Source organism: uncultured Acetobacteroides sp. (genome assembly GCF_963667355.2).
GTDB lineage: Bacteria > Bacteroidota > Bacteroidia > Bacteroidales > ZOR0009 > Acetobacteroides.
The window spans coordinates 489655-515193 of the sequence record NZ_OY763328.2; the positions used below are offsets into that span (position 1 = coordinate 489655).

At 41.8% G+C, this 25539-nt stretch carries 24 protein-coding genes; 11 read left to right on the top strand and 13 right to left on the bottom strand.

Translation table 11 applies throughout. From position 1 onward, the window contains the following. The 13 genes from ACHZA1_RS02055 to ACHZA1_RS02115 all read right to left on the bottom strand — a co-directional run bounded on the left by ACHZA1_RS02055 (position 1) and on the right by ACHZA1_RS02115 (position 14563). On the bottom strand, positions 1-771 hold the full coding sequence (locus ACHZA1_RS02055; protein ID WP_320053578.1) for a hypothetical protein: 771 nt from the start codon (positions 769-771) through the stop codon (positions 1-3). A 6-nt stretch (positions 772-777) separates the two neighbouring features. Next, complete coding sequence (locus tag ACHZA1_RS02060) at positions 778-1914, bottom strand: glycosyltransferase (protein WP_320053579.1); 1137 nt, start codon at positions 1912-1914, stop codon at positions 778-780. Positions 1915-1936: 22 nt separating this feature from the next. Next, the gene (locus ACHZA1_RS02065) at positions 1937-3232 is read right to left on the bottom strand and encodes an O-antigen polymerase (protein ID WP_394701052.1); all 1296 of its coding nucleotides are present in this window, start codon (positions 3230-3232) and stop codon (positions 1937-1939) included. After that, the gene (locus ACHZA1_RS02070) at positions 3204-4484 is read right to left on the bottom strand and encodes an oligosaccharide flippase family protein (protein WP_320053581.1); all 1281 of its coding nucleotides are present in this window, start codon (positions 4482-4484) and stop codon (positions 3204-3206) included. The genes ACHZA1_RS02065 and ACHZA1_RS02070 overlap by 29 nt, the downstream gene beginning before the upstream one ends. 10 nt (positions 4485-4494) lie before the next feature. Continuing rightward, on the bottom strand, positions 4495-5784 hold the full coding sequence (locus ACHZA1_RS02075) for a nucleotide sugar dehydrogenase (protein WP_320053582.1): 1290 nt from the start codon (positions 5782-5784) through the stop codon (positions 4495-4497). Between the two features lie 11 nt (positions 5785-5795). Then, on the bottom strand, positions 5796-6365 hold the full coding sequence (locus tag ACHZA1_RS02080) for a DapH/DapD/GlmU-related protein (protein ID WP_320053583.1): 570 nt from the start codon (positions 6363-6365) through the stop codon (positions 5796-5798). Between the two features lie 2 nt (positions 6366-6367). Continuing rightward, a complete protein-coding gene (locus ACHZA1_RS02085; protein WP_320053584.1) occupies positions 6368-7495 on the bottom strand; it encodes a DegT/DnrJ/EryC1/StrS family aminotransferase in 1128 nt (375 codons plus the stop codon). Positions 7496-7498: 3 nt separating this feature from the next. Next, entirely contained in the window at positions 7499-8668 is a 1170-nt protein-coding gene (locus ACHZA1_RS02090) for a Wzz/FepE/Etk N-terminal domain-containing protein (protein ID WP_320053585.1), read from the bottom strand. 268 nt (positions 8669-8936) lie between these two features. Then, positions 8937-9296: a four helix bundle protein gene (locus ACHZA1_RS02095; protein WP_320053586.1), complete on the bottom strand. Its 360-nt coding sequence runs from the start codon at positions 9294-9296 to the stop codon at positions 8937-8939. A 96-nt stretch (positions 9297-9392) separates the two neighbouring features. Continuing rightward, complete coding sequence (locus ACHZA1_RS02100; RefSeq protein WP_320053587.1) at positions 9393-11756, bottom strand: SLBB domain-containing protein; 2364 nt, start codon at positions 11754-11756, stop codon at positions 9393-9395. Positions 11757-12451: 695 nt separating this feature from the next. Continuing rightward, entirely contained in the window at positions 12452-12577 is a 126-nt protein-coding gene (locus ACHZA1_RS02105) for a hypothetical protein (protein WP_320053588.1), read from the bottom strand. Between the two features lie 25 nt (positions 12578-12602). Beyond that, positions 12603-13169 (bottom strand): DUF3575 domain-containing protein, encoded by a 567-nt coding sequence (locus tag ACHZA1_RS02110; protein ID WP_320053589.1) that lies wholly within the window; start codon positions 13167-13169, stop codon positions 12603-12605. 236 nt (positions 13170-13405) lie between these two features. Beyond that, on the bottom strand, positions 13406-14563 hold the full coding sequence (locus ACHZA1_RS02115; protein ID WP_320053590.1) for a DUF4493 domain-containing protein: 1158 nt from the start codon (positions 14561-14563) through the stop codon (positions 13406-13408). Between the two features lie 184 nt (positions 14564-14747). Here ACHZA1_RS02115 and ACHZA1_RS02120 point away from each other — a divergent pair, with 184 nt between their 5' ends. The 11 genes from ACHZA1_RS02120 to ACHZA1_RS02170 all read left to right on the top strand — a co-directional run bounded on the left by ACHZA1_RS02120 (position 14748) and on the right by ACHZA1_RS02170 (position 25533). Further along, complete coding sequence (locus ACHZA1_RS02120; RefSeq protein ID WP_320053591.1) at positions 14748-15947, top strand: DNA recombination protein RmuC; 1200 nt, start codon at positions 14748-14750, stop codon at positions 15945-15947. 69 nt (positions 15948-16016) lie between these two features. Beyond that, positions 16017-16865: a PhzF family phenazine biosynthesis protein gene (locus ACHZA1_RS02125; protein ID WP_320053592.1), complete on the top strand. Its 849-nt coding sequence runs from the start codon at positions 16017-16019 to the stop codon at positions 16863-16865. Between the two features lie 291 nt (positions 16866-17156). Then, the gene (locus ACHZA1_RS02130; RefSeq protein WP_320053593.1) at positions 17157-17801 is read left to right on the top strand and encodes a CoA transferase subunit A; all 645 of its coding nucleotides are present in this window, start codon (positions 17157-17159) and stop codon (positions 17799-17801) included. Positions 17802-17930: 129 nt separating this feature from the next. Beyond that, positions 17931-18320: a hotdog domain-containing protein gene (locus ACHZA1_RS02135; RefSeq protein WP_394701053.1), complete on the top strand. Its 390-nt coding sequence runs from the start codon at positions 17931-17933 to the stop codon at positions 18318-18320. 7 nt (positions 18321-18327) lie between these two features. Beyond that, positions 18328-19149, top strand: a complete 822-nt coding sequence (locus tag ACHZA1_RS02140; protein ID WP_320053595.1) for a 3-keto-5-aminohexanoate cleavage protein — start codon at positions 18328-18330, stop codon at positions 19147-19149. A 134-nt stretch (positions 19150-19283) separates the two neighbouring features. Next, positions 19284-20324: a zinc-binding dehydrogenase gene (locus ACHZA1_RS02145; protein ID WP_320053596.1), complete on the top strand. Its 1041-nt coding sequence runs from the start codon at positions 19284-19286 to the stop codon at positions 20322-20324. A gap of 56 nt (positions 20325-20380) precedes the next feature. Then, positions 20381-21415, top strand: a complete 1035-nt coding sequence (locus ACHZA1_RS02150) for a zinc-binding dehydrogenase (RefSeq protein WP_320053597.1) — start codon at positions 20381-20383, stop codon at positions 21413-21415. Positions 21416-21419: 4 nt separating this feature from the next. Further along, a complete protein-coding gene (ablA, locus tag ACHZA1_RS02155) occupies positions 21420-22685 on the top strand; it encodes a lysine 2,3-aminomutase (RefSeq protein WP_320054938.1) in 1266 nt (421 codons plus the stop codon). A 15-nt stretch (positions 22686-22700) separates the two neighbouring features. Further along, positions 22701-23708 (top strand): hypothetical protein, encoded by a 1008-nt coding sequence (locus tag ACHZA1_RS02160; protein ID WP_320053598.1) that lies wholly within the window; start codon positions 22701-22703, stop codon positions 23706-23708. A gap of 1 nt (position 23709) precedes the next feature. Beyond that, positions 23710-25113 (top strand): DNA mismatch repair protein MutS, encoded by a 1404-nt coding sequence (locus ACHZA1_RS02165; RefSeq protein ID WP_320053599.1) that lies wholly within the window; start codon positions 23710-23712, stop codon positions 25111-25113. Between the two features lie 24 nt (positions 25114-25137). Next, positions 25138-25533, top strand: a complete 396-nt coding sequence (locus ACHZA1_RS02170) for a DUF4097 family beta strand repeat-containing protein (protein WP_320053600.1) — start codon at positions 25138-25140, stop codon at positions 25531-25533. Positions 25534-25539 lie beyond the last annotated feature (6 nt).

Below are 25539 nucleotides of genomic sequence, written 5' to 3' on the forward strand. Positions count from 1 at the left end.
TTAGTAAAGTAAACCTCTATATATCCTATTAATATTTTCCCTTGTATTAGCAATAAAATCTGATTTCCACTGTCTCGGGTGTATAAGTAACTCAACAACAGATTCTCTTCTACTTAATGCATCTATCGCCTCTTGGGTAAAATTTCTTGAATTGTGATCAGCAAGTCGATATGTTAGATAGTTCATATGCTCTTCATCATATGCTTCCCGAATGATGCCTAGTTCAGTTCTCACTGTTTCACTTACAATTGGAATATTTGTTAACTTTAACTTACGATTTACGTAATCGCCATGAGAGGCAACAGTTCGCATCAGCAATCCAGATTTGGCTTTCATATTGAGATAGTTAATTTTAAAGTTTTCTCGTATATGCTCTAAATCAGCAAGGACTATCTCCTTTTCTTTGATTCGATTTTTAAATGCAAACGTGGCAATTTCTTCATAATGGTAGGAAGCTTCTCCACCCATTTGCTCAATTTCTTGCATAATATCATAGTCACATGTATTTAACCGAAAGTAATAAGAACATCGTGCATCATACTTTTTCTCGATATTTAAGAATTGTTTTAAACAAAAAATATCTTTTGTATCAACATCACATCGAAGTATAAGAATATTTTTTTTAAAAACTATGCGTCTATTTTGTGTCAAATTAGCAAAAGAATTTACAGTATGAAATTCATAGTCATTAATTTTAGCAAAATGCAAAATAGTATCGTACTCAAAAATTTTTGAACTTTTAAAATAATCGTCATATATTCTTCGTAACATAGTTGCTTAGTTTATTAAAATTTTCTCATAAATATTAAGCAGCACTCTTTCTTGGGTCGACCAGTTAAACTCTTCCAATACTGCACGTTGACCATTTTGTCCCATTTCGTAAGCTAATGATTTATCCTGAATCAATTTATTAATAGCATTTTCTAATTCAATAATATTATCAGGAGCAACACATATACCACAATTATACTTATCTACAATCAGTTCTTTCCAGTCTTCAAAATCCGTACAAATAATGGGTAATCCTGACATCATGTATTCAAATATCTTATTATTGCCCATTGTACCTTTTGTCCCTCCACAATTTTTTGAATAATCAAAAAGTACAACACCAACAATTACTTTGTTATAAATATTTATTAACTCAGGCTTACTTACACGATCAATAAATAATATCTTATTTTTAAAATCTAGTCCAACTATTCGTTCTTTATAAGCTTGGCTTATATCTCCAACAACCCAATATTTAATCTCTTCTATATTTTGTATAGCATAAAGTATTTTATCTTGATTACTATTTTCATATACAGTGCCGGCATAACAAATTATCTTTTCCCTATCTAAATATTTGGCATAATTCACTTGATTCATGTCTCCATTATTTATAGTTGGATAATTTGTTACTAAAAAAACATTTGGTGTATTTATCTTTAAACTATCTACAATGTGAGGTGATACAGTAATTACCGCATCAAATTTATTAAGTTTTATTTTATATTTATATTTAATGTATTTTACAAATAAATATTTGACTACTGATGGCAACCATTTTATATCATTGATATACCCTATCCAATCTTCATGGCTATCGAAAATCACTTTATAACCTTTTCTTTTCAGCTTAATCCCATACCAAAATAGTTCTATATCATGAAAATGATAAATATTCGCATTAAGTTCTAACGCTTTTTTATATACTTTTCTAGAAGAACTTAAAACTCGCATTAATGGATTTCTGCTAACTTTAACATTAATAATTTTTATTCCATTTTCAACCCTAATCTCTCTATTTCCTGGCGCAACTAAATAAACATCATAACCTGCCTCGTGCAATGATTTGCATTCCTTAGAAAAAATTCTTACATCATTATCATCATGTGCACAAGTAAAATGGCATACCTTTATATTATTCATAGTCTTCATATTAAACAAAAAATTAAATTGCGTTCTTCTGATTTCTTGGAAGAAAGAACAAAATGATCATCATAAAAAAAAGTCCATTAGTCAACAATGCCGTTGAAAAGGTAGTTGACATTAATGCCATACTAGTCGTTAGTATAGGAATTATCAATAACTTCTCATCCAAACCTTTAGTACTAGCATCCAAGAGTCTTAAAATAAATAACACAACAAATGGAAAAATAACCACACCTAACATTCCCAAGTTCTGATAAGCATCAGAAAACAAACCACTATTAGCTCTTATTTGATAATCGCCTCCATATACACCTCCAATAATAAAGTCTATATTATCAGAATAGGGAGTTGGTAAATTTAGCCATTTAAAAAAACCTTGTTTAAAATACAATAATTCATTTTTAGAAAAAAAATCGTAATAACACAAGTGCAACTCCGCAGGTATAAATAAGACTCGTAACACCATTATTGCAGATACAAAAAATGTATCAAATAAATAATATTCACTTAAAGCAAAAACACAAATCAGAACTAAAGTCCAACTAAAATATGATATTCTTTGAAAACGATAAAACCAATATCCTAAAAACGACAAAAACAACATAAATAAGACAGATTTATGCCCACCAATACCAAAATTAAGAAGTATTACGACTGATAAAATTCCAACCATAAAATACCTTAATTGAGAAAGGAAGTAAACAAGCATAACTGGCAATAAAACATTTGCTGCTGAATGCAAATAACTAATTATCGAAGGTAAACTAAATCCTCTTTCTTCGAAACGTAAATCATATATATCAAATAGACCAAAATGAAAGCGAAAACCTGTATAACGACCTGACACATATAAGACTGTTGTTGTTAAAATTACCAGAAACAAATAGAACAGATTAGATGTTTTATAAGAATTCACATCTACTAATTTAAATGGCTTAATTATTATATTTCCACCAAATATTATCAACCAATATAATATCATCATTATATTGAATTCTATGCCAACGGGTATAAAAGCCATTAAACTCGTTGTCGGAATAAAAGAAAAACAAGCAAAAATTACAACTACATTAGCTGAAAGCGTTTTTCTTGAATAATTCTCTAATATAAGAGGAATAAATAAAATGAAAACAAACCAAGAAATAAGATATGTTGAAATAGTTGCATGATTAACCATTCTAACAGACTGATAAAAAGGATTTATCACAATAATATAGCAAATATCTAATAATATTCTAAAAACTATTAAACCTAATACATTTACAATATTAAAACGAAGTATCAATTTATGCACAATATCTTGTTCCCTTTGCAAAATAATAAGACATTAAAAAACTTACTAAATAAACTATTGATCGACCAATGGAAAAACATACCAAAGTTGCACGAATATTTTTAAAAACCAACACTCCACATAAAAGAGAAATTACAGTCACTGAAAAATAAAGAATTTGCCAAATTAATAAAGCCTTCATTTTTTCTGCAATTATAAACATGCTTGATCCAACTTCTGTGACAAAACTAATTGCGACCATAGGAATTAATAACCGCGCATAAATCCCAGCAGTTGACCACCCTGCACCCAATACGAACACAAAGATACTTGGCGCAAGTATATAAAAAAGTGAATACCCAAATAAAGAAATAAGAAATAAAATCCCTAAAACCTTAACATATGTTGATCTACAATTGCCATTCTGAACATATTCATCATTTGCTTTTTTCCTAAATACATCCCTAATTGCTAAACTAATAATTGAAGAAGGCACCGAAAGAATAAGTAATGCCATACCATAATAGCCAATTTCAGTTGTACTAAAATAATAGGCAAATATAAACACAGGCAATTCACCTCCTATTGTATTTAATAATTGTGCAGGTATGATAAATTTTGGACATTGTGAGTATTTCTTTGCTAAAACTTTCATTCGTAAAAATGAAAGTTGCTTTAGCATTGCTCTATCTTTCTTTAAAAACAAAAAAACCGAATATATAGCTGAAATAAAACGTCCTATGACTTCTCCGACAATTAATCCTATCGAATTTTTTTTCAACCAGCCCATGAACAGCTTACTAAACGTAATAACAAATGTGTTTGATATTTTATTTTTTGAAAGATTCAAATAATATTTATTACGAACACTCCATTCATTATAACACTGATAAATCGAAATAAACAATGCAATTAAAGGACTTAAATAAAGCCATTGCTCTAATCTTGGTTCGTTAAATACATTTGATATTTCTTTAGAAAAAATAAATATCAAAAGACTAAATATAATCAAACTTATACTAGAAAAAAGTATCGATAATGATATGAGGTTAATTGCATTCTTATTGGTAGTTGCAATAATTATTACTGTTTCATATTTTCCAGTTGCAAAAACCCCTATAACTACTGATAATGAAATTATAGTTGCCAACAATCCAAAATCGCTAGGATTATAAATTCTTGAAAGAACTGGATAAAAAACCATTGGAATAAACTGAGCAACAGTTGTTCCAAATGCAACTATTAATGTATCCGATATAAATGAATTTTTCAGACTAATCGCAGATAACCTCATCAAACAATAGTTATAAACTCCAATACTTCAAACTATGAATTTTACCTCTATAAATTCCTTTTACATCAACTAAAACTGCGTTATCGTGAGTTAGTGTTTTAAAGAATTTTTCATCAAGGTTATAGTACTCCTTATGCGAAACGGCAACAATAACAGAATCGTAATTACCAATAGGTTTTTCAATGAGATTAAAACCATACTCGTGGCGCACCTCTTCGGCATCGGCATGTGGATCAACTACATCAACATCGATACCGTAATCCTTAAGCTCATTAATGATGTCAGCAACCTTAGAGTTACGAATATCGGCAACATCCTCCTTAAAGGTAACTCCCATTACAAGTACTCTTGATCCTAATATATTTTTACCAAGTGAGATCATTTTCTTAACCAACTTCTTGGCAATATAACCGCCCATGGAATCGTTAATAAAACGACCAGCATTAATAACCTGGGGGTGATACTTTAACTCTTTTGCCTTATGTACTAGGTAATATGGGTCAACCCCAATGCAGTGTCCACCAACTAATCCTGGATAGAACTTTAAGAAATTCCATTTAGTTCCAGCAGCCTCAAGTACGTCAAAAGTATTTATGCCAATACGGCTAAAAATGATAGATAGCTCATTCATTAATGCAATGTTTACATCACGCTGAGTATTCTCTATAATCTTAGCAGCCTCGGCAACCTTAATATTTGGAGCACGATGCACACCCGGTTGAATAACCAACTCATAAACCTTTGCAATAGTATCTAAAGCCTCAGAATCGCAACCTGATACTATTTTTGTTGTATTGGTTAGGGTATGATTTTTATCTCCCGGATTAATTCGCTCTGGTGAATATCCCACCTTAAAATCAACCCCTGCCTTAAGTCCAGAAACCTCTTCAAGAATTGGAATACAATCCTCCTCTGTACACCCAGGATATACAGTAGATTCGTATACAACATAATCACCTTTCTTTAGAGCCTGTCCAACAGTACGCGAAGCACTTAGTAAAGGTTTTAAATCGGGTTGGTTGAATTCATCAATTGGAGTTGGAACAGCAACGATATGGAAAGAAGCTTCTCTAAGCGTATCAATCGAAGAGGTAAAAACAATATCGGTATTATCGAAAGCAGAAGAATCTAACTCAGAACAAGGATCAATCCCCTGACGCATTTTTTCTAGTCTATCCTCTTTGATATCAAATCCTACTACTGAAATCTTTTTTGCAAACTCAAGGGCTATAGGTAAACCAACGTAACCTAAACCTACAAGTGAAAGCTTTGCTTTCTTTTCAACAAGTTTTTTATACATCGTATTTGTTTTTACAATTTAGAAACACTCTCATTTATTAGCTGATACTTATCTCCGCTTTCAGAACAGGTAGCAAAACCTTCATCATTAAAATGCAGCGGCTGTCCGAACTCACTCATCCAACCAATTTGTTTAGCAGGGTTACCAACCATTAAAGCATAAGGCTTAACCGTTTTAGTTACCACTGAGCCTGCCCCTATAAAGGCATACTCACCTATATCGTGCCCACATACAATGGTAGCATTTGCACCAATAGTAGCACCATTTCCAACATGCGTTCTTTTATATTCGCTTTTGCGATTTACAGCGCTTCTTGGATTGGTAACATTGGTAAAAACCATCGATGGTCCTAAGAACACATCGTTACCACAAGTCACACCCGTATAGATTGATACATTATTTTGAACTTTGCAATTATCACCTAAAATAACATCAGGAGACACAACAACATTCTGCCCAATATTGCAGTTTTTGCCAATTGAACAGTTAGACATTATATGCGAAAAATGCCAAATTTTTGTCCCTTCACAAATTTCACAGCCTTCATCAACAATGGCGGTTTCATGCTTAAAATATCCCATAACTATTTCTTGAAAAATTCTTTTATAGCATTTGAAACAATAAGTTGCTCCTCCTTTATTATTTCTGTGTGAATTGGTAACGAAAGGACGCTATCCGCCAATAGTGCAGAAACATCTAAATCTTCACCTTGAATCGTAATAGACTTAAATGCATTTTGCTTTTGTAATGGCAATGGATAATATATCATAGAGGGGATTCCTAACTCTTCTAAATGCTTTTTAAGCATATCACGCTTCCCATCTTTAACCTTCAAGGTATATTGATGGTAAACATGGGTTGAGAATGGCATTTCAGCAGGTATTGTAATACCATCAACATCATTCAATAGTTCATGATATACCTGAGCAGCATTATATCGAGCATTTGAATAGTCATTCAGATACTTAAGTTTCACATTTAAGATTGCGGCCTGGATAGTATCTAAACGAGAATTACAACCAATAACCTCATGGTGATACTTAATCTTTTGCCCATGGTTGGCAATCATCCTAATCTTTTGTGCTAACTCATCGTTATTGGTCATTAATGCCCCACCATCACCATAACATCCTAAATTTTTTGAAGGGAAGAAAGAAGTACATCCAATATCCCCTATTGTACCTGTTTGTTTTTTTTCACCATTCGTAAACGTATAGGTCGCTCCTATTGCTTGTGCATTATCTTCAACTATATAAATATTATACTTTTTTGCCAACTCCATGATTGGCTCCATATCGCAGCATTGACCAAATAGATGTACTGGAATAATAGCCTTAGTTCGAGGAGTTATCGCTTTTTCTATATTATTTACAGTCACGTTGAATGAAGAGTAATCAATATCAACCATAACTGGAGTTAACTTCAAAAGTCCAATAACTTCGGCAGAAGCAACATAAGTGAATGCAGGAACAATAACCTCATCACCAGGTTGCAGATCAAGAGCCATAAGGGCTATTTGTAGAGCATCAGTTCCATTAGCACATGCAATAACATGCTTTGCTCCACTATATTCTTTCAGAGAGGTTTCAAAATTCTTAACTTGAGCCCCATTAATATAGGATGTAGAAGTAAGTACCTTGTTAATTTCAGATTCAATCTGATCTTTGATTTTATCATACTGACCCTTAAGGTCGCACATTGCAATTGCCATACTCTAATGTTTTAAAGTTTTTCTCATTAACTTTTCAAATTTCCCTCCGTTAACCTTATACAAGAATGAAATTATAAACACACCTACCACCCCAAAAAAGAATCCTAAAAAGGAATAAACGACAAGAATCATTGGTCTATTAGGCTTACTTTTTATGTTCGGCACAACCGCAGGTTCAACCACAGTTAACACCGGGGTAGCATCCTTTACCTTAATTTTAGCCTGCTCCAGTTGCTTAGCCAACTCCGAGTAAACGCTATATAGAAGGGTATATTCAGCATTAATACGATCGCCTGTTGTTTGAGCAGAGGCCAATATAACATTACGGTTCCCATCTTTAAATGCTGCCAGCTGCATCTGCTTTTGCTCGAAACTAGCCTTAGCCTCGTTGTAGCGCTGCTGTATAAAGTCGAGGTTTTGCTTTACCTTATCCACCTTAAAGTCTGTTATATACTTTTGCAGCAGCAAACGTGCAGCCTCCACCACCTGAGTGGAAGCCAATGCCTCTGGCATATTGGCTGTAAGATTTAACGTTCCCTCTTTTTCGTTTATTGCCAACGAAACCTTCGAAGACAGTAGTTTTGCTATAGCGTCTTCCTTTTGAGAAAGTCTCAAATATTTCGACACCCTATTCCCTACTCCCTTCTCACTAATCTCTCCTTTCACTGCTTTTATTATTACCACCGGCAACCCAATCGTGTACTTCTTTATCGAAACAAACAGGTTAAACGGTTGGTAGTCTTCGTTGGTATAGTAGTCATAAAGGGTAATTTCGTGTGGTATGTTGTCGAACTTTACCTTGGTGTACATTAAATCCTTTTGGAATGGCACGCTGGCCATTATTTTGGGGTAGATGGTTGGAGATAGGACATCGCCACCACCCATATCACCAAGGTTAACCCCTGCCATTGCAGCCAAACCAGCCAAGCCACCAGCCTTGCTTTTACCATCGCCTAACTGAGGAACCATAGTAACGCTACTGGTGTACTCCTTTGCCGAGAATATAGCCACAAAAAGCCCTATTGCAGCAAATATTGAAGTTACCTTAAGAATAAACTTACGGTTATCCCATAGATTACGAGCAAGTTCCAGAAGATCGATTTCTATTTCGCCGGATTTCTTGGTCGGCGAGGTTTCAATTTGGGGTTGTTGGTTGTTTGGAGTATTGGTCATTGTTGTTTGTATTCTGGTATCGTTAATCGTTAATAGGGAGTCGGGAATCGGCAAATGCGACTTTAAATAACTCTACGTTCCTCTATGACTTTATATCTTTAGTTTAGTCGTTAGTCGAAAAAACAACTTCTATTTGACTTTCTGTATCTTTGTGTCTCAGAGTTTACTTTGCCCGAGAATCGGATTTTCATTAATCTATATTTGAGAGTCGCGAGTTGTTAATAGTTAATCGGTAGTCGACTAACAACTAACTATTCCCAACTAACTACTAACGTCTAACATCTTTTTCTTTCAACACTTTAATTAGGTTCAATAGCATTTTCTTTACATGCTCTATTTTATCGAGGAGTTCAGGAGAAATTTCTGCAAAACCAAGTCTTAATATTAATTTCAATTGAGTATCTACCTCTGAAATCGAACCTAAAGCCACATAAAGAAATTGTATATATTCTTTTAAATTCTTCCTCGCAGCACCTTCTGCTATATTAGAAGGAACTGACACAACGGCTCTACGTACTTGCGATGTCAAACCAAAAGTTTCGGATTTAGGCAGACCATCCGTTAATTGGTAAACATCTACGACCAAACCCATTGATAACTTCCAAACATCTAAATCTTTATGTGTCATATTATCGGTGGTCGGGAATCGAGAATTGGCAGATATTAATCGAGGATTGCTAATCGAGAGTCGACTAACGACTAACGATTCCCGACTAACTACTAACTACTTAGTCACACTAATAATCGTAGCAATCATTGCCGCAATGGAGGCTAACGAAGAGCTGTAGCCTAATATTTCGCCAGCAGTGGCCCCCTTACGTTCGGGTTTGGTAGGTACTACAATTTCGCAACCAGGTTCAATTCGTGGAGAACTCCAGAACTTCTTTCGAGCTGCGGTACCGTTCATATATATAACGAATGCTTTTCTCTTCTTGGCACCATCGTCGTACCCCCCAGCCATGCTAACGTATTCGCGTAGGCTCACACTCTTTCGGTAGGTAACAGTATTTGGATATAGCACCGCTCCACTTATACGAACCGTGTTGCTAAACTGAGGCACCTCAATAACATCGTCCTCCTTAAGCACCACATCGTATTCCGATCCTGCATTACTCATGGCCTTTTCGAGATCGATACCCACAAAATATTCAGAGCCAATATCTAGTTTCTTAATATCTATAGTATCCTTCTTTGAAGAGTTACGTGAAGCAAGCTTTACCAGAGAAATCACCCTTACCGAATCATCGTGGGTCATTTTTCTTAGTAGTCGGGCACCCTTTATGTACGCCTGTGGAGTTAAGCCTCCCGCCTTAGTAATAACTTCGCTAAGTCGCTGACTTTTATTCGACAGCACGTAGTCACCCCTAAATACAACTTCACCCCTTATGGTAACATTACATTGCTTCTCATATCCTGGCGAAACCCGTACGTAAACCTCATCGTAAGGTGCCAAAGCAAAGCGTTTTGCCTCTGGCGATATCGATAACTTATCGTCTATGCTAAAGGAGAATACCTCGGCAGCCTTATCGGTAGGCTTTAGCGAATATGGATCTCTAATACGGCGGGCAATCTCGATTTGCTGTAGCGAAGCTTCGTACTTCAATCCACCTGCCATAACAATAAGGTCTTCAACCGTCATATCCTTACGGAAAGGATAGGTAGCGGCGCTATCAACAGCACCCTTTATGGTTACAGTAAACTCCTTTTGCAGATCGTATATCGAAGGAATGTAGAGCACATCCTTGTTTTCGAGCGCCACATCACCTATTTTATTGTTAAGTAAAGCGTATAAATCAACCGCAACCATCTGCTTCGACGAGTCAGGAAGCGTACGGGTTATTTGAGTACGGGTAAGAAATGCATCACCACGAACACCTTCAGCCTTATCAATAAGCTGTTTTACGGTAGAGAGTTTATCTGTTAGGGCAAACATACCAGGGCGTTGCACGGCTCCTTGTATCTCCACCCTATTACTAAACGATTTTACCACCTCGCCAACAGTTAACTCATCACCATCCTGCATGACAAAATTCTTAAAATCTGCCTTATCAACAGTATGCACCTCAAATTGACGGCCATTGCTTCGCTTTAACGTAATATTCTCAGAGTAGGCCGAAGACTTAAAATCACCAGCAAATCGAATAGCATCGGCAAGCGTTTCACCCTTTTTCATTTCAAAGATACGAGGACGCTTAACGTTACCTTCGATTGTAACCAGCTTATCGTATGGCGAAACAACCACCATATCATTGTCCTCTAAGCGGACATTAGAACCAAACTTTCCGTTAAGCAGGTAGTCGTACACATCGAGTTCGCCAACCATGTGGCTACCACGGTACACCTTAATGCTACGCAACGATCCTATATCGTTAACACCTCCTGCAGCATACAACGCATTAAACAGAGTTGCCAACGAAGGAAGTGTATAGGTACCAGGTGCTACCACTTCGCCAACCATATTCACCTTAATACTGCGAATATTGCGAAGCGAGAGTGTCAGGTGAGTACCACCACCGTTCAATCCCGAATAAATCCTAGACATTGTTAAGCGCAGCTTACTCTCGGCTCCTTCGATGGTCAAACCAGCTAAGGATACTGGTCCAATATTAGGAATAACTACGCGTCCGTCGGCACTTATCTTTTGTGCAATATTATCTTCCGATGCACCATAGATATTAATCATAAGTTCATCACCAGCACCTAATCGGTAATTCTTAGGCGTAGCAAGATTCATGTTTGGAGCAAACGTAAGATTCTTTTGGGAAAAGATCTCTCGACCAAACACAATTTTCTTTTTGGAGGCATCATCAACAAAAGATGACATTTTCTCATTTGTTCTATAAATACTATCAGCCTTCACATTCCTATCAACAGAACTAGGAGCAACAGCCTTAGTTACAGGAACCGACGAACCTGTAGAACCTTGTTGTTGCTTCATGGCAGCATCAATTTGCTGTTGCGAAACACCAACTGCACGAGCCTTTTCAACCATGTCGGGTGATATATTCTGCGAATTGGCAGATAAAGAGAGCAACGTAAGTCCAATTGTTGCCAGAAGAAGAGAGGAAAGTCTTCGTACTATCATCATCAATGTATTATATCGCTAGTAAGGTATAAGTACAGCAAAGCCTCGTCAGCCACATTAACTTTAATCATTAATGGATGACATATAGACATTTAGCAAATAAAAATGAAGAGTCAATTTTGCCAGTTACACCACTTATCCCTCGTTTTTTTTTTGCGGCTGTAAATATAGAACCTTTTAGTTGAGTCCTGTTCTATCCCCCAAAAAAAATTGTGAAAAATGTCTTTACAAGGCACTATAGGCATATATTACCTTGTATTGTAAATAAATACAACACCAAAAAGATCATGGAATACATTAAGGCCCTATTCTCTATGATCCAAATTTATAATGGCAAATAGTTTGATTACGGCTAACAGAAACCCATAAGGACTTAAAAATGAATAGACCCGAGTGAAATACAGAGAAGCAAGAAGAGGATATAAATAACCACAAAAAGGTTGAATGTATTCATTAGCAAGCCCCCAGTTCTACTACCCACCCTATTCGTTATAGAACCAATATGACTCTACAGTTTTGGGTGGTAAGTCCTACTTCTGGATCACCATTCAACCGCTTTACGTTTATAATTTTTTGGGGCATTATTCACCCGCTTTACATACGCGTCTATTCGAATTCAAACCTTTCTAATTACCCCTCAACAGCCATTATGCGGCATTAATCAAAGCGAAGCATAGAACCAATAGCCATCATCACAGCTACCAGAAGCCCATAAGGGCTTCAAGATGAATAGCCACAAATGAAACACGGGGGAGCAGGAAGAGGATATAAACAACCACAAAGTGGTTGAATATATTCACCAGCAAGCGGTCAACAATTGTCAATTCTAAGTTCTAATAATCGACGATTCTACTTCCCTAGCCTATAACCAATATTTATCCCGCCTTTATAGGGCATATACTCAGCACTTCCATTGAATTTTTCATACTGTTCACCAGTCTGAAAATTAAATCCGTAATAATTAGACCACTGACGACCGCCTCCTACAAATGCGTCGATTAGCCACCTATCCTTAATTTTCCATTCATAGCCTAATGTGACACCAGCCTGTACCGACCAGCCCATCTGATACTCATGAAGAGAATTATAATCCTCCTTAAAAAGCCAATGAGGTTTAGTCATTCTAAACATGGCGTAGCCGGTATTAATACCTACGAAAAAGCCCTTGTTAATCTCATTAAAGTAGTATCGACCTTCGGGTTGAAGCATAAGGATACGAAATGGCCCCTTATCGTTTGTCTCGTTTCTAAAGGTCATAAGCATATCAAACTCGAAAGTCCACTTATTGGAGAGTCGAGTTTCAATGGATGGATTAAATGCCTTTACTAATACTGCAGGAGCATTCAGCTTAATGTAGGTTTGCCCATAAGCGCTAGCAGAGGCCAAGATGATTAGCGATAGAATAAAACGTCGCATGCTGTTTTGAGTTTAGTTTGTAAAATTCTTGCGAAGATAGCGAATCGGAACACTGATCTAACGGATGCAACAGATTTTCACGGGATTTTTCACAAATCTACCATACACTAAAAGGACGCCGAACTGATGCCTTACACACCCCTTCGGCGCCCTTAGATACCTCTATTACCTATTCACAATTTTTCAATTTTTCAATTTTTCATGCTTTCACGACTCCATATACCTCTCCCTTCCCCCTAATTATAAACCTTAACATCATCTATAAACAACCGTTTCTTTGAGGATTTTATGGTAATTTTAGACGAGGAAGTTCCTGCTTTGGGAAAACTAGCTGTTACCTCTTCAAACTCTCCAGACATTATAGCATTGTAAGGGACCTCCTTTTCTATTTTATCAACCATTATCAACAGAGATGATTCAACCTTTTCCCATCCTTTCACCTTTACTTTTACAGTAACGTTACCACTATTTGCAGAAAGATCTAACGTTTTAGAGACAATGCTCCCCTCTGTTCCATCAATCCCTAATTTTATGGCACCACCAGCTTTATAGGCTTTTGTAGCTGATATAAAAATATCATCACCCGCCCATACAGCTGCTGAACCACTAGAACTTATGTTGTCACCTGTAGTTATCGAGGCAAAATCTTCGCTCAACTTTAACGTCTCTGTGCTAGCATTAGGTTTTAGCGAAATCGTAATCTTTTCATCCCGAGTATTCACATCATCTACACCTGTAATGGTCAGAACAACCTTAGATGGATCTTCGGAAGTCATGTCTATTGAAAGATTTACCAAATCCTGTGCCGCGAGTGTCAATGCTGATGAGGAACTTTTATCTCCAACATTTACTGTCACATTTACAGTCCCTGAATTGAAGTAACCAACACGTGTTTCAGAGGTTGCATAGGTAAGACTGCTACCTGCTTGCTCAATAGATGTGGAGTAGGACAGCGATTTATCCGTACAGTACTTCTTAAAAGCATCACTATAGCCTACCTTAATGCCTGCATTGGTTTGCTTACAAACAAGACTTAAGTTCTTTGTAGTTCCTGCTGTAATAGCAAAGTCCTGAGAAGCGCCATAAAGCGGCACACTAAAACCAGGGAGTGCTACAGAAGGAGAATTCACTTTAATGGTATACTCTCCCACTTCAAGTTCAACAGGATTCGCTCCTATAGCCGATACCTTTTTGCCATAGGAAAACTTCGCATCCGCCTTACTCGTGATGCTAACATCGTAATTATCTACAGCAAGGGCTGCCTTAAGACGAACCCGGGCATCCACCTGCGCCGAAATCTTAACAAACCCCTTTTGTTGTGCTACTTTAACATCTTCTTTGGAACATCCTAAAAAGACTATAAGTCCAATTCCTGACAATAGTTTCAACTTCATTAGCTTTGTGTTTTTTATTCTGAAGAAATTTACGGCGAATCAGCTACAATTTCCACATTTTAGTATAGCTAGCATAAAACATTGCATGAGAAAGTTTTTTTACGGTACATAACAAACCAAAAAATCGACGGATCTACAACTCCCTAATCCGACAAACTCTATCTTTACAGTATAAACCAAGCATATGAACAGCATACTTACAGTACTGACAATCTCTAATCTCGCACTAATTGCGCTTATTCTTTTCCTGCTATCGAGGTTAAAAGAGTTACACCTTTCCCAAAACCAGCAGGTGCAAGAGATTCACAAAATGGAAGAATCGATGCGGGAAGAGTTTCGCCGCAACCGCGAAGAGTTTAGCCGACTTGCCAGCGAAGGGCGCAAGGAGCAAACTCATTCGTTTAGTGCATTAACAACAGCCATCAACCAGCAGCTGCAGTACATTGCAAGATCAAACGAGGAGCGAATGGAAAAGATGCGCTTCGACAATAACACTATGCTGGAGCGCATGCGCGAAACCGTTGACGAGAAGCTAAACAAAACGCTAGAGGAACGCCTTGGGCAATCATTTAAAATGGTAAGCGAAAGGCTTGAACTGGTGCATAAAGGACTTGGAGAAATGCATGAACTTGCTAATGGTGTTGGCGACTTAAAGAAGGTTCTCACCAACGTGAAGACCAGAGGCATTTTTGGAGAGATACAGCTAAGCGTAATACTCAACCAGATACTTACCCCATCGCAATTTGGACAAAATGTTATGGTAAAAGAAGGAAGCAAAGAGGCTGTAGAGTTTGCCATAAAGCTACCAGGCAAGTCGGACGATGAGGTGCTCTGGCTCCCCATCGACTCTAAGTTCCCCATGGATGTTTACCACAACCTTGTTACCGCCTACGAAACAGGAAGCGCTGCTGCAATTCAGGAGTCCAACCGCCTGCTAACAAAAAGCATAATGGTAAATGCCAAAACAATTTCCGAAAAGTACATCAACCCGCCATACACGGCAGACTTTGCCATTATGTTCCTCCCTGTAGAGGGGCTTTTTGCCGAGGTTGTTCGCAACAGCACACTTGTAGAGCAAGCATATCGCGACTACAAGGTGATAATTACCGGTCCGACTACCGTTACAGCATTGCTCAACAGCTTTCAACTTGGGTTTAAGACATTGGCTATCGAGAAGCGATCGAACGAGGTTTGGAAGCTGCTGTCTGCCGTAAAGACTGAGTTCACCAAGTTTGGCGATGTTTTAGAGAAAACGAAGGTAAAGCTGAACCAAGCATCAAACGAGCTAGATTCGCTTGTTGGCGTTCGCACCCGTGCCATCCAGCAAAAGCTTAAAGGCATCGAACAGCTAAGCGAAAACGATGCTTCCACAATGATTGACTAGCCCACTTCTCTTGCATCTTGAATCTTGTGTCTTGTGTCTAAAATCTAATATATAATATCTCGTCCCTCCATGCAAGCATACACGCTAAATGCCTTCAGTAAAAGTTCCCAAGGAGGCAATCCTGCCGGAGTTATTCTCGTAGCCGACAACCTTTCGGACGAAGAGATGCAGCAAATTGCTGCCAAGGTTGGGCTTTCGGAAACCGCATTTGTTTCGCCATCGGACAAGGCTAACTTTAGGGTTCGCTTCTTTACGCCGGTACAAGAGGTTGACCTATGCGGGCATGCCACCATTGCCACCTTCTACCTTATGCACCACCTCAACATCATCAAGAAGGGGTGGTACACGCAGGAAACTAACGCAGGAATCCTTCGGGTAGAAGTCGGCGATCGCACCGTTACCATGGAGCAAAGGCCCCCTATCTTTTATGAAACAATTGACAAGGCAACAGTAGCTAAGTCGCTTAACATCTCCCCCAATGAGTTTATGGAAGACCTGCCAATCCAGATAGTATCCACCGGACTAAAGGATATCATGGTACCGGTAAAATCGCTTGAGGCAATTAATGCCATAAAACCAGATTTTGCGGAAGTTGCCGCAATATCTAAAATGCACGGCGCGATCGGATACCATATCTTCACATCAGAAACCGTAAACGGGAACGCTGCCCACTGCCGCAACCTAGCCCCGCTCTACGGCATCGACGAGGAGGCGGCTACAGGATCGGCATCGGGGGCGCTTGCCGGCTACCTATATAAGTATGGTATGGTAGCGGTACCATCGAAGGTAACGTTCGAGCAAGGCTACACCATGAAAAAGCCTTCGGAGATTGTTGTCGAACTTACCCGTAAACCAGATGGCAACATCCTGGTTATGGCTGGTGGAAGCACATGCCGCATCGAGCAAATAAAGCTATAAACATTTAAGAACTTTTACCCAACACCCCCTCCGTCCTACCCTAGTAGCTGTAATGTTTTCCAGCATCATCGGCTTAAAACAGCAATTAACATACACAATTTAGCTACAATTTTTAAGCATACATAGCAATATGAATTACAATTAACACCATATCGGGCGTTTTTTTGTAATATTTTTCCCCATTCCTACTATGTAGTTTCAAAATAAAACTATATGTTTACGCAAGCATTTACCATGCAAACGTTACACGACACTGCACATTTATGTATTTTGTCAACAAGCACTAAGCACATGGAGAAACTCATTACGATAGCCGAAGCCGCATCGAAAATTAAGGATGGAATGACTGTTATGGTTGGTGGATTTTTATCTACAGGAGGACCTAACCGAATTATAGACGCCCTCTTGGAATCGAGTGTAAAAGATCTTACGATAATTTGCAACGACACCGCTTTCCCCGACAAAGGGTTGGGCAAGCTAATAGTAAACCACCAGGTTAAGAAAGTCATCACTTCGCATATTGGGACTAACCCTTGCACCATCGACCAGATGAATGCTGGTGAACTCGACATCGAGTTTTCGCCACAAGGAACGTTAGCCGAGCGCGTTCGTGCAGGCGGAGCTGGGCTGGGCGGAATCCTTACCCCAACCGGAATTGGAACCGTAGTTGCCGAAGGCAAGCAGGTTATGCAGGTTGACGGGAAAGAGTACCTTCTTGAAAAGCCGCTAAGAGCCGACGTTGCCCTTCTGGGAGCCAGCATTAGCGACAGGGATGGCAACCTAGTGTACCGAGGCACCATGCAAAACTTCAACCCGCTGATGGCTATGGCTGCCGACATGGTAATTGCCGAAACCTCCGAATTGGTTGAAACAGGAGACCTAAAGCCGGAAGATGTAAGAACTCCGTCAATTTTTGTTGATTACATAGCAATATAAGACGCTTTTGGAGTTAAAGACGTTAGAAAAAATCCTCATCTAACATCTAGAATCTAAAGGCTAACATCTAAAAAAAAAGATACAAACCAATCATGATACTTGTATCGTGATACCTGATACTTATCAAAAATGGAAAAGGCAATAATACGAGTTCGAATGAGCTCACACGACGCCCACTACGGCGGGAACTTAGTTGATGGAGCCAAAATGCTTCAGCTTTTTGGCGATGTAGCCACCGAACTGCTCATCCGTAACGATGGCGACGAGGGGCTGTTCAAGGCTTACGACATGGTTGAATTCATTGCCCCAGTATATGCTGGCGATTACATCGAGGCGGTAGGCGAGATCACCCAAATAGGCAACACCTCGCGCAAGATGACCTTCGAGGCGCGCAAGGTTATCATCCCACGCACCGACATCTCGGCATCGGCTGCCGATGTTCTTGCAGAACCTATTGTAGTATGCCGCGCTAGCGGAACCTGCGTTGTCCCCAAAGACTGTCAACGAATTGCAAAATAAGCATCCCATGGAAAAGCTAATTATTACCGCAGCAATTTCGGGCGCCGAGGTTACCAAGGAGATGAACCCCGCCGTACCCTACACCATCGAGGAGTTTGTACGCGAAGCTGGACTAGCCTACGAGGCTGGCGCAAGCATTATCCACCTGCACGTAAGGTACGACGACGGTACCCCTACCCAAGACAAGGAACGTTTTAGGGTAGTAATGGAGGCAATCAAGGCAAAGTACCCTGATGTCATCATTCAGCCATCAACGGGTGGTGCCGTAGGCATGACCGATGACGAGCGCCTTCAGCCAACCGAGCTAAACCCAGAAATGGCAACGCTCGACTGCGGAACCCTAAACTTCGGTGGCGATGACGTATTCATGAATACAGAAAACACCATCAAGTACTTTGGAGAAAAGATGATCGAAAGAGGCATTAAGCCGGAGCTTGAGGTGTTCGACAAAAGCATGATCGACATGGCACTTCGCCTGGGCAAGAAAGGGTACATCAAATCGCCAATGCACTTCGACCTTGTGATGGGCGTTAACGGCGGCATCTCGGGCGAGCTGCGCGACTTTGTATTTCTACGGGGAAGCCTACCTGCCGATGCTACCTATACCGTTGCTGGCGTTGGACGCTACGAGTTTTCGCTAGCAGCTGCTGCTATTGTCGATGGCGGTAATGTAAGAGTTGGGCTTGAAGATAACGTGTACATATCGAAGGGTGTACTGACAAAATCGAACGGAGAGCTCGTTGAGAAGGTTGTTCGCCTAGCCAAAGAGTTAGGACGCGAGATTGCTACACCCGCAGAAACTCGTCGAATCTTAGGACTAACCAAGTAAAGAAATGTAAGACCACACTTTTTGAGACATATAGACTTTTTGCTGACCTTTTTGAACCACATATTAAAACGTAGACCTGAGAACCAAAAGCTGATAGCAGCTAGCATTAACCTGTAAATTTAACGGAGTACACTATGAAAAAAGGTAATAAGTACGGCACACACAGAGTGATTGAACCCATAGGTGTTCTTCCTCAACCTGCCAACAAGATCGACAACAATATGGATGAGATTTACGACAACGAAATCCTTATTGATGTCAAAACGCTGAATATCGACTCTGCCAGCTTCACCCAAATTGAGGAGCAGGCTGGTGGCGACGAAAAGAAGATTGCCGAAATTATGCTCGACATCGTTGCCAAGCAAGGCAAGCACCGCAACCCAGTAACTGGTTCGGGCGGTATGCTTTTAGGCGTTGTCGAAAAAATAGGCGATGCTCTTGCTGGCAAAACCGACCTTAAGGTTGGCGACAAGATTGCCACCTTGGTATCGCTATCGCTTACACCTCTCCGCATCGACAAAATTAAGGACATCCGCAAAGACATCGACCAGGTGGATATCGACGGAAAGGCTATCCTTTTCGAAAGTGGAATTTACGCAAAGATTCCTGCCGATATGCCTGAAAATCTTGCACTATCAGCACTAGATGTTGCAGGAGCACCTGCCCAAACTGCTAAGCTGGTAAAACCTGGCGACACTGTTCTTATCATTGGAGCAGGCGGAAAGTCGGGAATGCTTTGCTGCTACGAGGCTAAAAAGCGTGCTGGCGTTACCGGTAAGGTAATTGGATTATGCCACAGCGAAAAGAGCACCAAGCGCCTTCAAGAGCTTGGCTTCTGCGATTACGTTTTTGCAGCAGATGCAACACAGCCTGTGCCTGTGCTCGAAAAGATTGAAGAGCTAACCAACGGCCAAATGTGCGACGTAACCATCAACAACGTAAACATCACCGATACCGAAATGACCAGCATCCTTTGCACTAAGGATACAGGGGTTGTTTACTTCTTCTCTATGGCTACCAGCTTTACCAAAGCAGCCCTTGGAGCTGAAGGTGTTGGAAGCGATGTAACGATGATTGTTGGAAACGGGTATACCCGCGGCCATGCAGAGATAACCCTGCAGCTGCTACGCGAAAGCGAAAAACTACGCAAGGTATTTACCGATTTGTACGCTTAATAGCAAGAAAACAAACTGCGACTATATATAACCAATTTGTAGAGGATTTGTACGGAATGAAGACGGGATGCAAATATGGAACTCATCGGGTAATTGAGCCCCAAGGCACACTACCTCAACCTGCCTTAAAGGTTGACAACACGATGAGCATCTATGACAATGAGCTGCTGATTGATGTAACAACATTAAACATCGATTCTGCCAGTTTTACACAAATAAAGAAGGCCTGCAAGGGCGATATTGAGAAGATGGAAGAGATGATTTTCTCCATCGTTGAGGAGCGGGGTAAGATGCAGAATCCGGTAACGGGTTCTGGCGGTATGCTCATTGGTAAGGTTAGAGAAATTGGCCCGAACTTTCCGGACAAATCCTTGAAGATTGGCGATAAGATAGCAACATTGGTATCGCTATCGTTAACCCCACTAAAAATTAGCCGAATAAAGAACATCAACTTCGACAACGATCAGGTTGATGTAGAGGCTCAAGCCATACTATTCGAAAGCGGAATATACGCTGTACTTCCCAATGACATACCAGAAAAGTTGGCACTTGCCGTACTCGACGTAGCAGGAGCACCTGCCCAAACCGAACGCCTTGTTAAAGCTGGCGACACGGTTTGCATCATCGGCGGTGGCGGTAAATCTGGAGTGCTTTGTAGCTACCAAGCTATGAAGAACGCAGGTCCTACCGGAAAGGTAATCGTTGTGGAATACTCGAAGGAGAACGCGCAACGCATTCGCGATTTAAATCTAGCCACCCACGTAGTTGTTGCCGACGCTACCAACGTTATGGAGGTATACAATAAGGTTATGGAGATAACCAACGGCGAAGGCTGCGACGTTACCATTAACAACGTGAATGTGCCATCAACCGAAATGACCTCCATCCTAGTTACCAAAGATGACGGGCTAGTATACTTCTTCTCGATGGCTACCTCGTTCTCGAAAGCTGCACTTGGTGCCGAAGGCGTTGGAAAGGATATCAACCTCATAGTAGGGAATGGATATGCCAAGGGACACGCCGAGCTATCGCTCAATATCATCAGAGAATCTGAAACTGTAAAGGAACTGTTTAGCAAACTATATGTTTAAGACAATGCCTACCAACAAAAGAATAGAGCTATTCCCTGGAGTTACCGACGAGCAGTGGAACGACTGGAAATGGCAGGTTCGGAACAGAATTGAAACCCTAGACGAACTTAAGAAATACGTAAAACTCTCGGCTGAAGAGGAAGAGGGAATTAAGAAATCGCTCGAGAAGTTTAGAATGGCAATTACGCCCTACTACCTCTCGCTCATCGATTGGAGCAACCCTTACGATCCTATCCGCCGTCAGGCAGTGCCAGGAATCGAGGAAACGCATATCTCCAGCGCCGACCTTCTCGACCCTCTACACGAGGATGAGGACTCGCCAGTACCTGGGTTAACCCACCGTTACCCAGACCGTGTGCTATTCCTTATCACCGACATGTGCTCGATGTACTGCCGCCACTGTACCCGCCGCCGCTTTGCAGGTCAGAACGACAGCTCAACACCAGAGCAAAACATCGACAGAGCCATCGAGTACATTGCTAAGACACCACAGGTTCGCGACGTTGTGCTATCAGGTGGCGATGCCCTTCTGGTAAGTGACGAGAAACTCGAATCTATTGTTAAGCGTTTACGCGCTATTCCTCACGTTGAAATTATCCGCATTGGAACCCGTACCCCAGTGGTTCTTCCACAGCGCATAACCGACAACTTGGTGAATATGCTCAAGAAATATCACCCAATTTGGGTGAACACCCACTTCAACCACTCCAACGAAATTACCGAGGAGTCGAAGGAGGCTTGCCGCAAGCTGGCAGATAACGGATTCCCTCTCGGCAACCAATCGGTGCTGCTTCGTGGCGTAAACGACTGCGTTCACGTGATGAAGAAGCTCGTGCACGACCTTGTTCGCATGCGCGTTCGCCCCTACTACATCTACCAATGCGACCTTTCGATGGGATTGGAACACTTCCGCACCCCCGTATCAAAGGGCATTCAGATAATAGAAGGTCTTCGTGGTCATACCACCGGATTTGCAGTACCTACGTTTGTAGTTGATGCACCCGGCGGCGGCGGAAAAACCCCAGTTATGCCTCAGTACGTAATATCGCAGGCACCATCGAAGGTGGTTCTTCGCAACTTCGAAGGGGTGATTACCACCTACTCTGAGCCAACCAACTACGAGGATGTTTGCCACTGCGACGAGTGCAAGAAGGCTACCCACGAGGAGGTAGAAGGCGTTGCTTCGCTGCTACGCGGCGACAGGCTTTCCATCGAACCCAGCTTCCTTGCCCGCAAGGAGCGCCACAAGCTAAGAGATCAGAACAAGTAATAAGCCTTGAACTAAATGCCTTTTATTGAGGACATACTTAAGCACAGAAGCCTCTCCATTGTAGGTTTGGAGAAGAATACGGGGAAAACCGAGTGCCTTAACTATGTCCTCAGTAGGCTAAAAGATTGCAACGTAAAGGTGGCGCTAACCTCCATCGGTATAGATGGGGAAACCCGCGACCAGGTATGCCAAACGCCAAAACCCGAAGTAACCGTTTACGAGGGGATGGTATTTGTCACCACCGAGAAGCACTACAAGCAGAAGCAGCTGGTATCGGAAATCCTCGATGTGAGCCAGCGCGCAACATCGCTAGGGCGGCTGGTTACGGCCAGAGCGGTAACCGCTGGCAAAGTGCTGATATCGGGAGCACCCGAAACTGCTGGGCTAAAGCAGATGATCGGTAAGATGAGGGAAAGCGGCATCGACCTTACCATTGTCGATGGGGCGCTTTCGCGAATAAGCCTAGCCTCGCCTGCTGTTACCGACGCCATGATACTGGCCACAGGTGCAGCCGTATCGGCCAACATCCCGCAGCTGGTGCGCAAAACCAAGTTCTTGTTCGACCTAATCGGCATTGACGAGGTGGATGCAGCGGTAAAGGAGCAATTCGTTGGAATCGAAAAAGGCATTTGGGCTATTGATAACGGTGGAGACATCCACGACTTAGGGGTTGCATCGGTGTACATGCTCGAAAAGGCCAGAGAGGAGCTGCTCCGATTTGGCACCACGATAGTGGTTAACGGCGCCATCACCGATAAGCTGCTAAGCCATCTGAAAAGCCAGAAGAACGCAAAAGATATAACGCTGGTAGCGCGCGATTTCACCCGGATATTTGCAACGCCCGAGGTTTACAACGCCTTCGTCAAAAAAGGTGGAACCATTAAGGTGCTGCAGAAAACCAGGCTAATTGCCGTTTGCGTTAACCCCACCTCGCCCGAGGGCTACGTGCTCGACTCGGAGGTGCTGAGGAAAGAGATGCAGCAGGCGCTACAGGTGCCTGTATACGATGTAAGACAGATTTGAGATGCAGCTAAAGAGTTTCATAGAAGAAGTTGGCGGGCTACGCTACATGGTCGACAGGCTCGATATCCAATCGAGCGTTGGACGGCGGATGCTGCTTGCCACTGAGCTGATGACCGTAAAGGAGGAGGTGGAGCGCGAGCAATCGAACCTCCAGCACGTGTTCGACCTGCTGGGCAACGGCGCTGCTCTTGCGGCTACGGATCGGATACGGGTAAAGCTCGCCCAAATCAGGGATATCAAGGGAACCCTAAAGAATATGGAGCGCGGACAGGTGCTCGACGACATCGAGCTATTCGAGGTTAAGCACTACGCCATCGTCGCCACCGAGATCCGCCAGATAGCCATCAGCAGCGGCATCTCCCCCATCGATCTTTCCAACCTTGAGGGCGTCATCGCCCTGCTCGACCCCGACGGCAACCGCATCCCATCGTTCTACATCTACGACGCCTACTCTGCCGAGCTATCGGCAATCCGTAAGGAAATAAAAAGGCAACCCGACGATGGCGACATCAGCCACCTGCTCGAAAAGGCCAACGCCATAGAGGACACCATCCGCGAGCGGCTATCCAACGAGCTAGGTGCAATGGCGGCGCTGCTAAGGCAGTCGCTGGAGCACACCGGAAAGCTCGACATCCTCATCGCCAAAGCCCGCCAGGCAAAGGATATGATGCTGGTACGCCCTACCCTATCGGATAGGGTTACCGCCTACCAGGGCATCTTCAACCCGCAGCTAAAGGAGCGGCTCGAGCAGCAGGGCAGGCGCTACCAGCCCGTTGACATATCGCTCGACCGCAGCATCTGCCTGATAACCGGCGCCAACATGGCCGGCAAAACCGTGATGCTGAAAACCGTTGCCCTGTGCCAGTACCTGTGCCAACTCGGCTTCTTTGTTCCCGCAGCAACGGCTTCGGTGTGCCTGGTAAACCGCATCATGACCTGCATCGGCGACGAGCAGTCGGAACTGAAGGGGCTTTCGGCATTTGCCGCCGAGATCCTTAATATCGGTCACATTGTGGCCGCAGCAAAATCGGACAAGAAGCAGCTCGTCCTCATCGACGAGCTGGCCCGAACCACCAACCCCACCGAGGGGAAGGCGATAGTGAGCGCTACGGCCAACCTGCTTAACGGCATGGGCATCCGCGGAATCATCACCACCCACTACAGCGGGGTAAAAACCAGCTGCCACAGGCTCCGCGTGAGGGGCTTCATCGATGGCATCGCCGAGGCAGTTACCATCGATAACCTCAGCAGCTTCATCGACTACTCGCTGGTCGACGACGACAGCGGCCACGTCCCGCAGGAGGCGCTGCGCATAGCCTCGCTTTTGGGCGTCGACGACGAGCTGCTGGAATTGGCCCAAAAGGCGATGGACGAGAGCAGCCAGATAGAGCCAGACAATCGCTAGAAGGTAAAGAACGACGATCTGAACATGAAGATCGACAAACTTCAAGTGAAGATCGGTAAACCTGAAGCGAAGATCGCCAAACTTGAAGTGAGGGACGGCAAACTTCAAGTGAAGATCGGCAAACTTCAAGTGAAGATCGGCAAACTTCAAGCGAAGGACGGCAAACTTCAAGTGAAGAACGCCAAACTTGAGGTAAAGAACGCCAAACTTCAAATGAAGATCGGTAAACTTGAAATGAAGATCGACAAACTTCAAGTGAAGATCATCAAACTTGAAGTGAAGATTGCCAAACTTGAAGTGAAGGACGGCGATCTTGAAGTGAAGGACGGCAAACCTGAAGCGAAGATCGGCAAACTTGAAGCGAAGGATGGCGATCTTAACATGAAAGTTGGCAATCGGCGAAGCCGAATGAAAATTTAGAGATGA

Bases quoted from the DNA above. Each gene is read 5' to 3' on its own strand.
- ACHZA1_RS02055 (WP_320053578.1), bottom strand. From the start codon at position 771: ATGTTACGAAGAATATATGACGATTATTTTAAAAGTTCAAAAATTTTT.
- ACHZA1_RS02060 (WP_320053579.1), bottom strand. From the start codon at position 1,914: ATGAATAATATAAAGGTATGCCATTTTACTTGTGCACATGATGATAAT.
- ACHZA1_RS02070 (WP_320053581.1), bottom strand. From the start codon at position 4,484: ATGAGGTTATCTGCGATTAGTCTGAAAAATTCATTTATATCGGATACA.
- ACHZA1_RS02075 (WP_320053582.1), bottom strand. From the start codon at position 5,784: ATGTATAAAAAACTTGTTGAAAAGAAAGCAAAGCTTTCACTTGTAGGT.
- ACHZA1_RS02080 (WP_320053583.1), bottom strand. From the start codon at position 6,365: ATGGGATATTTTAAGCATGAAACCGCCATTGTTGATGAAGGCTGTGAA.
- ACHZA1_RS02085 (WP_320053584.1), bottom strand. From the start codon at position 7,495: ATGGCAATTGCAATGTGCGACCTTAAGGGTCAGTATGATAAAATCAAA.
- ACHZA1_RS02090 (WP_320053585.1), bottom strand. From the start codon at position 8,668: ATGACCAATACTCCAAACAACCAACAACCCCAAATTGAAACCTCGCCG.
- ACHZA1_RS02095 (WP_320053586.1), bottom strand. From the start codon at position 9,296: ATGACACATAAAGATTTAGATGTTTGGAAGTTATCAATGGGTTTGGTC.
- ACHZA1_RS02100 (WP_320053587.1), bottom strand. From the start codon at position 11,756: ATGATGATAGTACGAAGACTTTCCTCTCTTCTTCTGGCAACAATTGGA.
- ACHZA1_RS02110 (WP_320053589.1), bottom strand. From the start codon at position 13,169: ATGCGACGTTTTATTCTATCGCTAATCATCTTGGCCTCTGCTAGCGCT.
- ACHZA1_RS02115 (WP_320053590.1), bottom strand. From the start codon at position 14,563: ATGAAGTTGAAACTATTGTCAGGAATTGGACTTATAGTCTTTTTAGGA.
- ACHZA1_RS02120 (WP_320053591.1), top strand. From the start codon at position 14,748: ATGAACAGCATACTTACAGTACTGACAATCTCTAATCTCGCACTAATT.
- ACHZA1_RS02125 (WP_320053592.1), top strand. From the start codon at position 16,017: ATGCAAGCATACACGCTAAATGCCTTCAGTAAAAGTTCCCAAGGAGGC.
- ACHZA1_RS02130 (WP_320053593.1), top strand. From the start codon at position 17,157: ATGGAGAAACTCATTACGATAGCCGAAGCCGCATCGAAAATTAAGGAT.
- ACHZA1_RS02135 (WP_394701053.1), top strand. From the start codon at position 17,931: ATGGAAAAGGCAATAATACGAGTTCGAATGAGCTCACACGACGCCCAC.
- ACHZA1_RS02140 (WP_320053595.1), top strand. From the start codon at position 18,328: ATGGAAAAGCTAATTATTACCGCAGCAATTTCGGGCGCCGAGGTTACC.
- ACHZA1_RS02145 (WP_320053596.1), top strand. From the start codon at position 19,284: ATGAAAAAAGGTAATAAGTACGGCACACACAGAGTGATTGAACCCATA.
- ACHZA1_RS02150 (WP_320053597.1), top strand. From the start codon at position 20,381: ATGAAGACGGGATGCAAATATGGAACTCATCGGGTAATTGAGCCCCAA.
- ablA (WP_320054938.1), top strand. From the start codon at position 21,420: ATGCCTACCAACAAAAGAATAGAGCTATTCCCTGGAGTTACCGACGAG.
- ACHZA1_RS02160 (WP_320053598.1), top strand. From the start codon at position 22,701: ATGCCTTTTATTGAGGACATACTTAAGCACAGAAGCCTCTCCATTGTA.
- ACHZA1_RS02165 (WP_320053599.1), top strand. From the start codon at position 23,710: ATGCAGCTAAAGAGTTTCATAGAAGAAGTTGGCGGGCTACGCTACATG.
- ACHZA1_RS02170 (WP_320053600.1), top strand. From the start codon at position 25,138: ATGAAGATCGACAAACTTCAAGTGAAGATCGGTAAACCTGAAGCGAAG.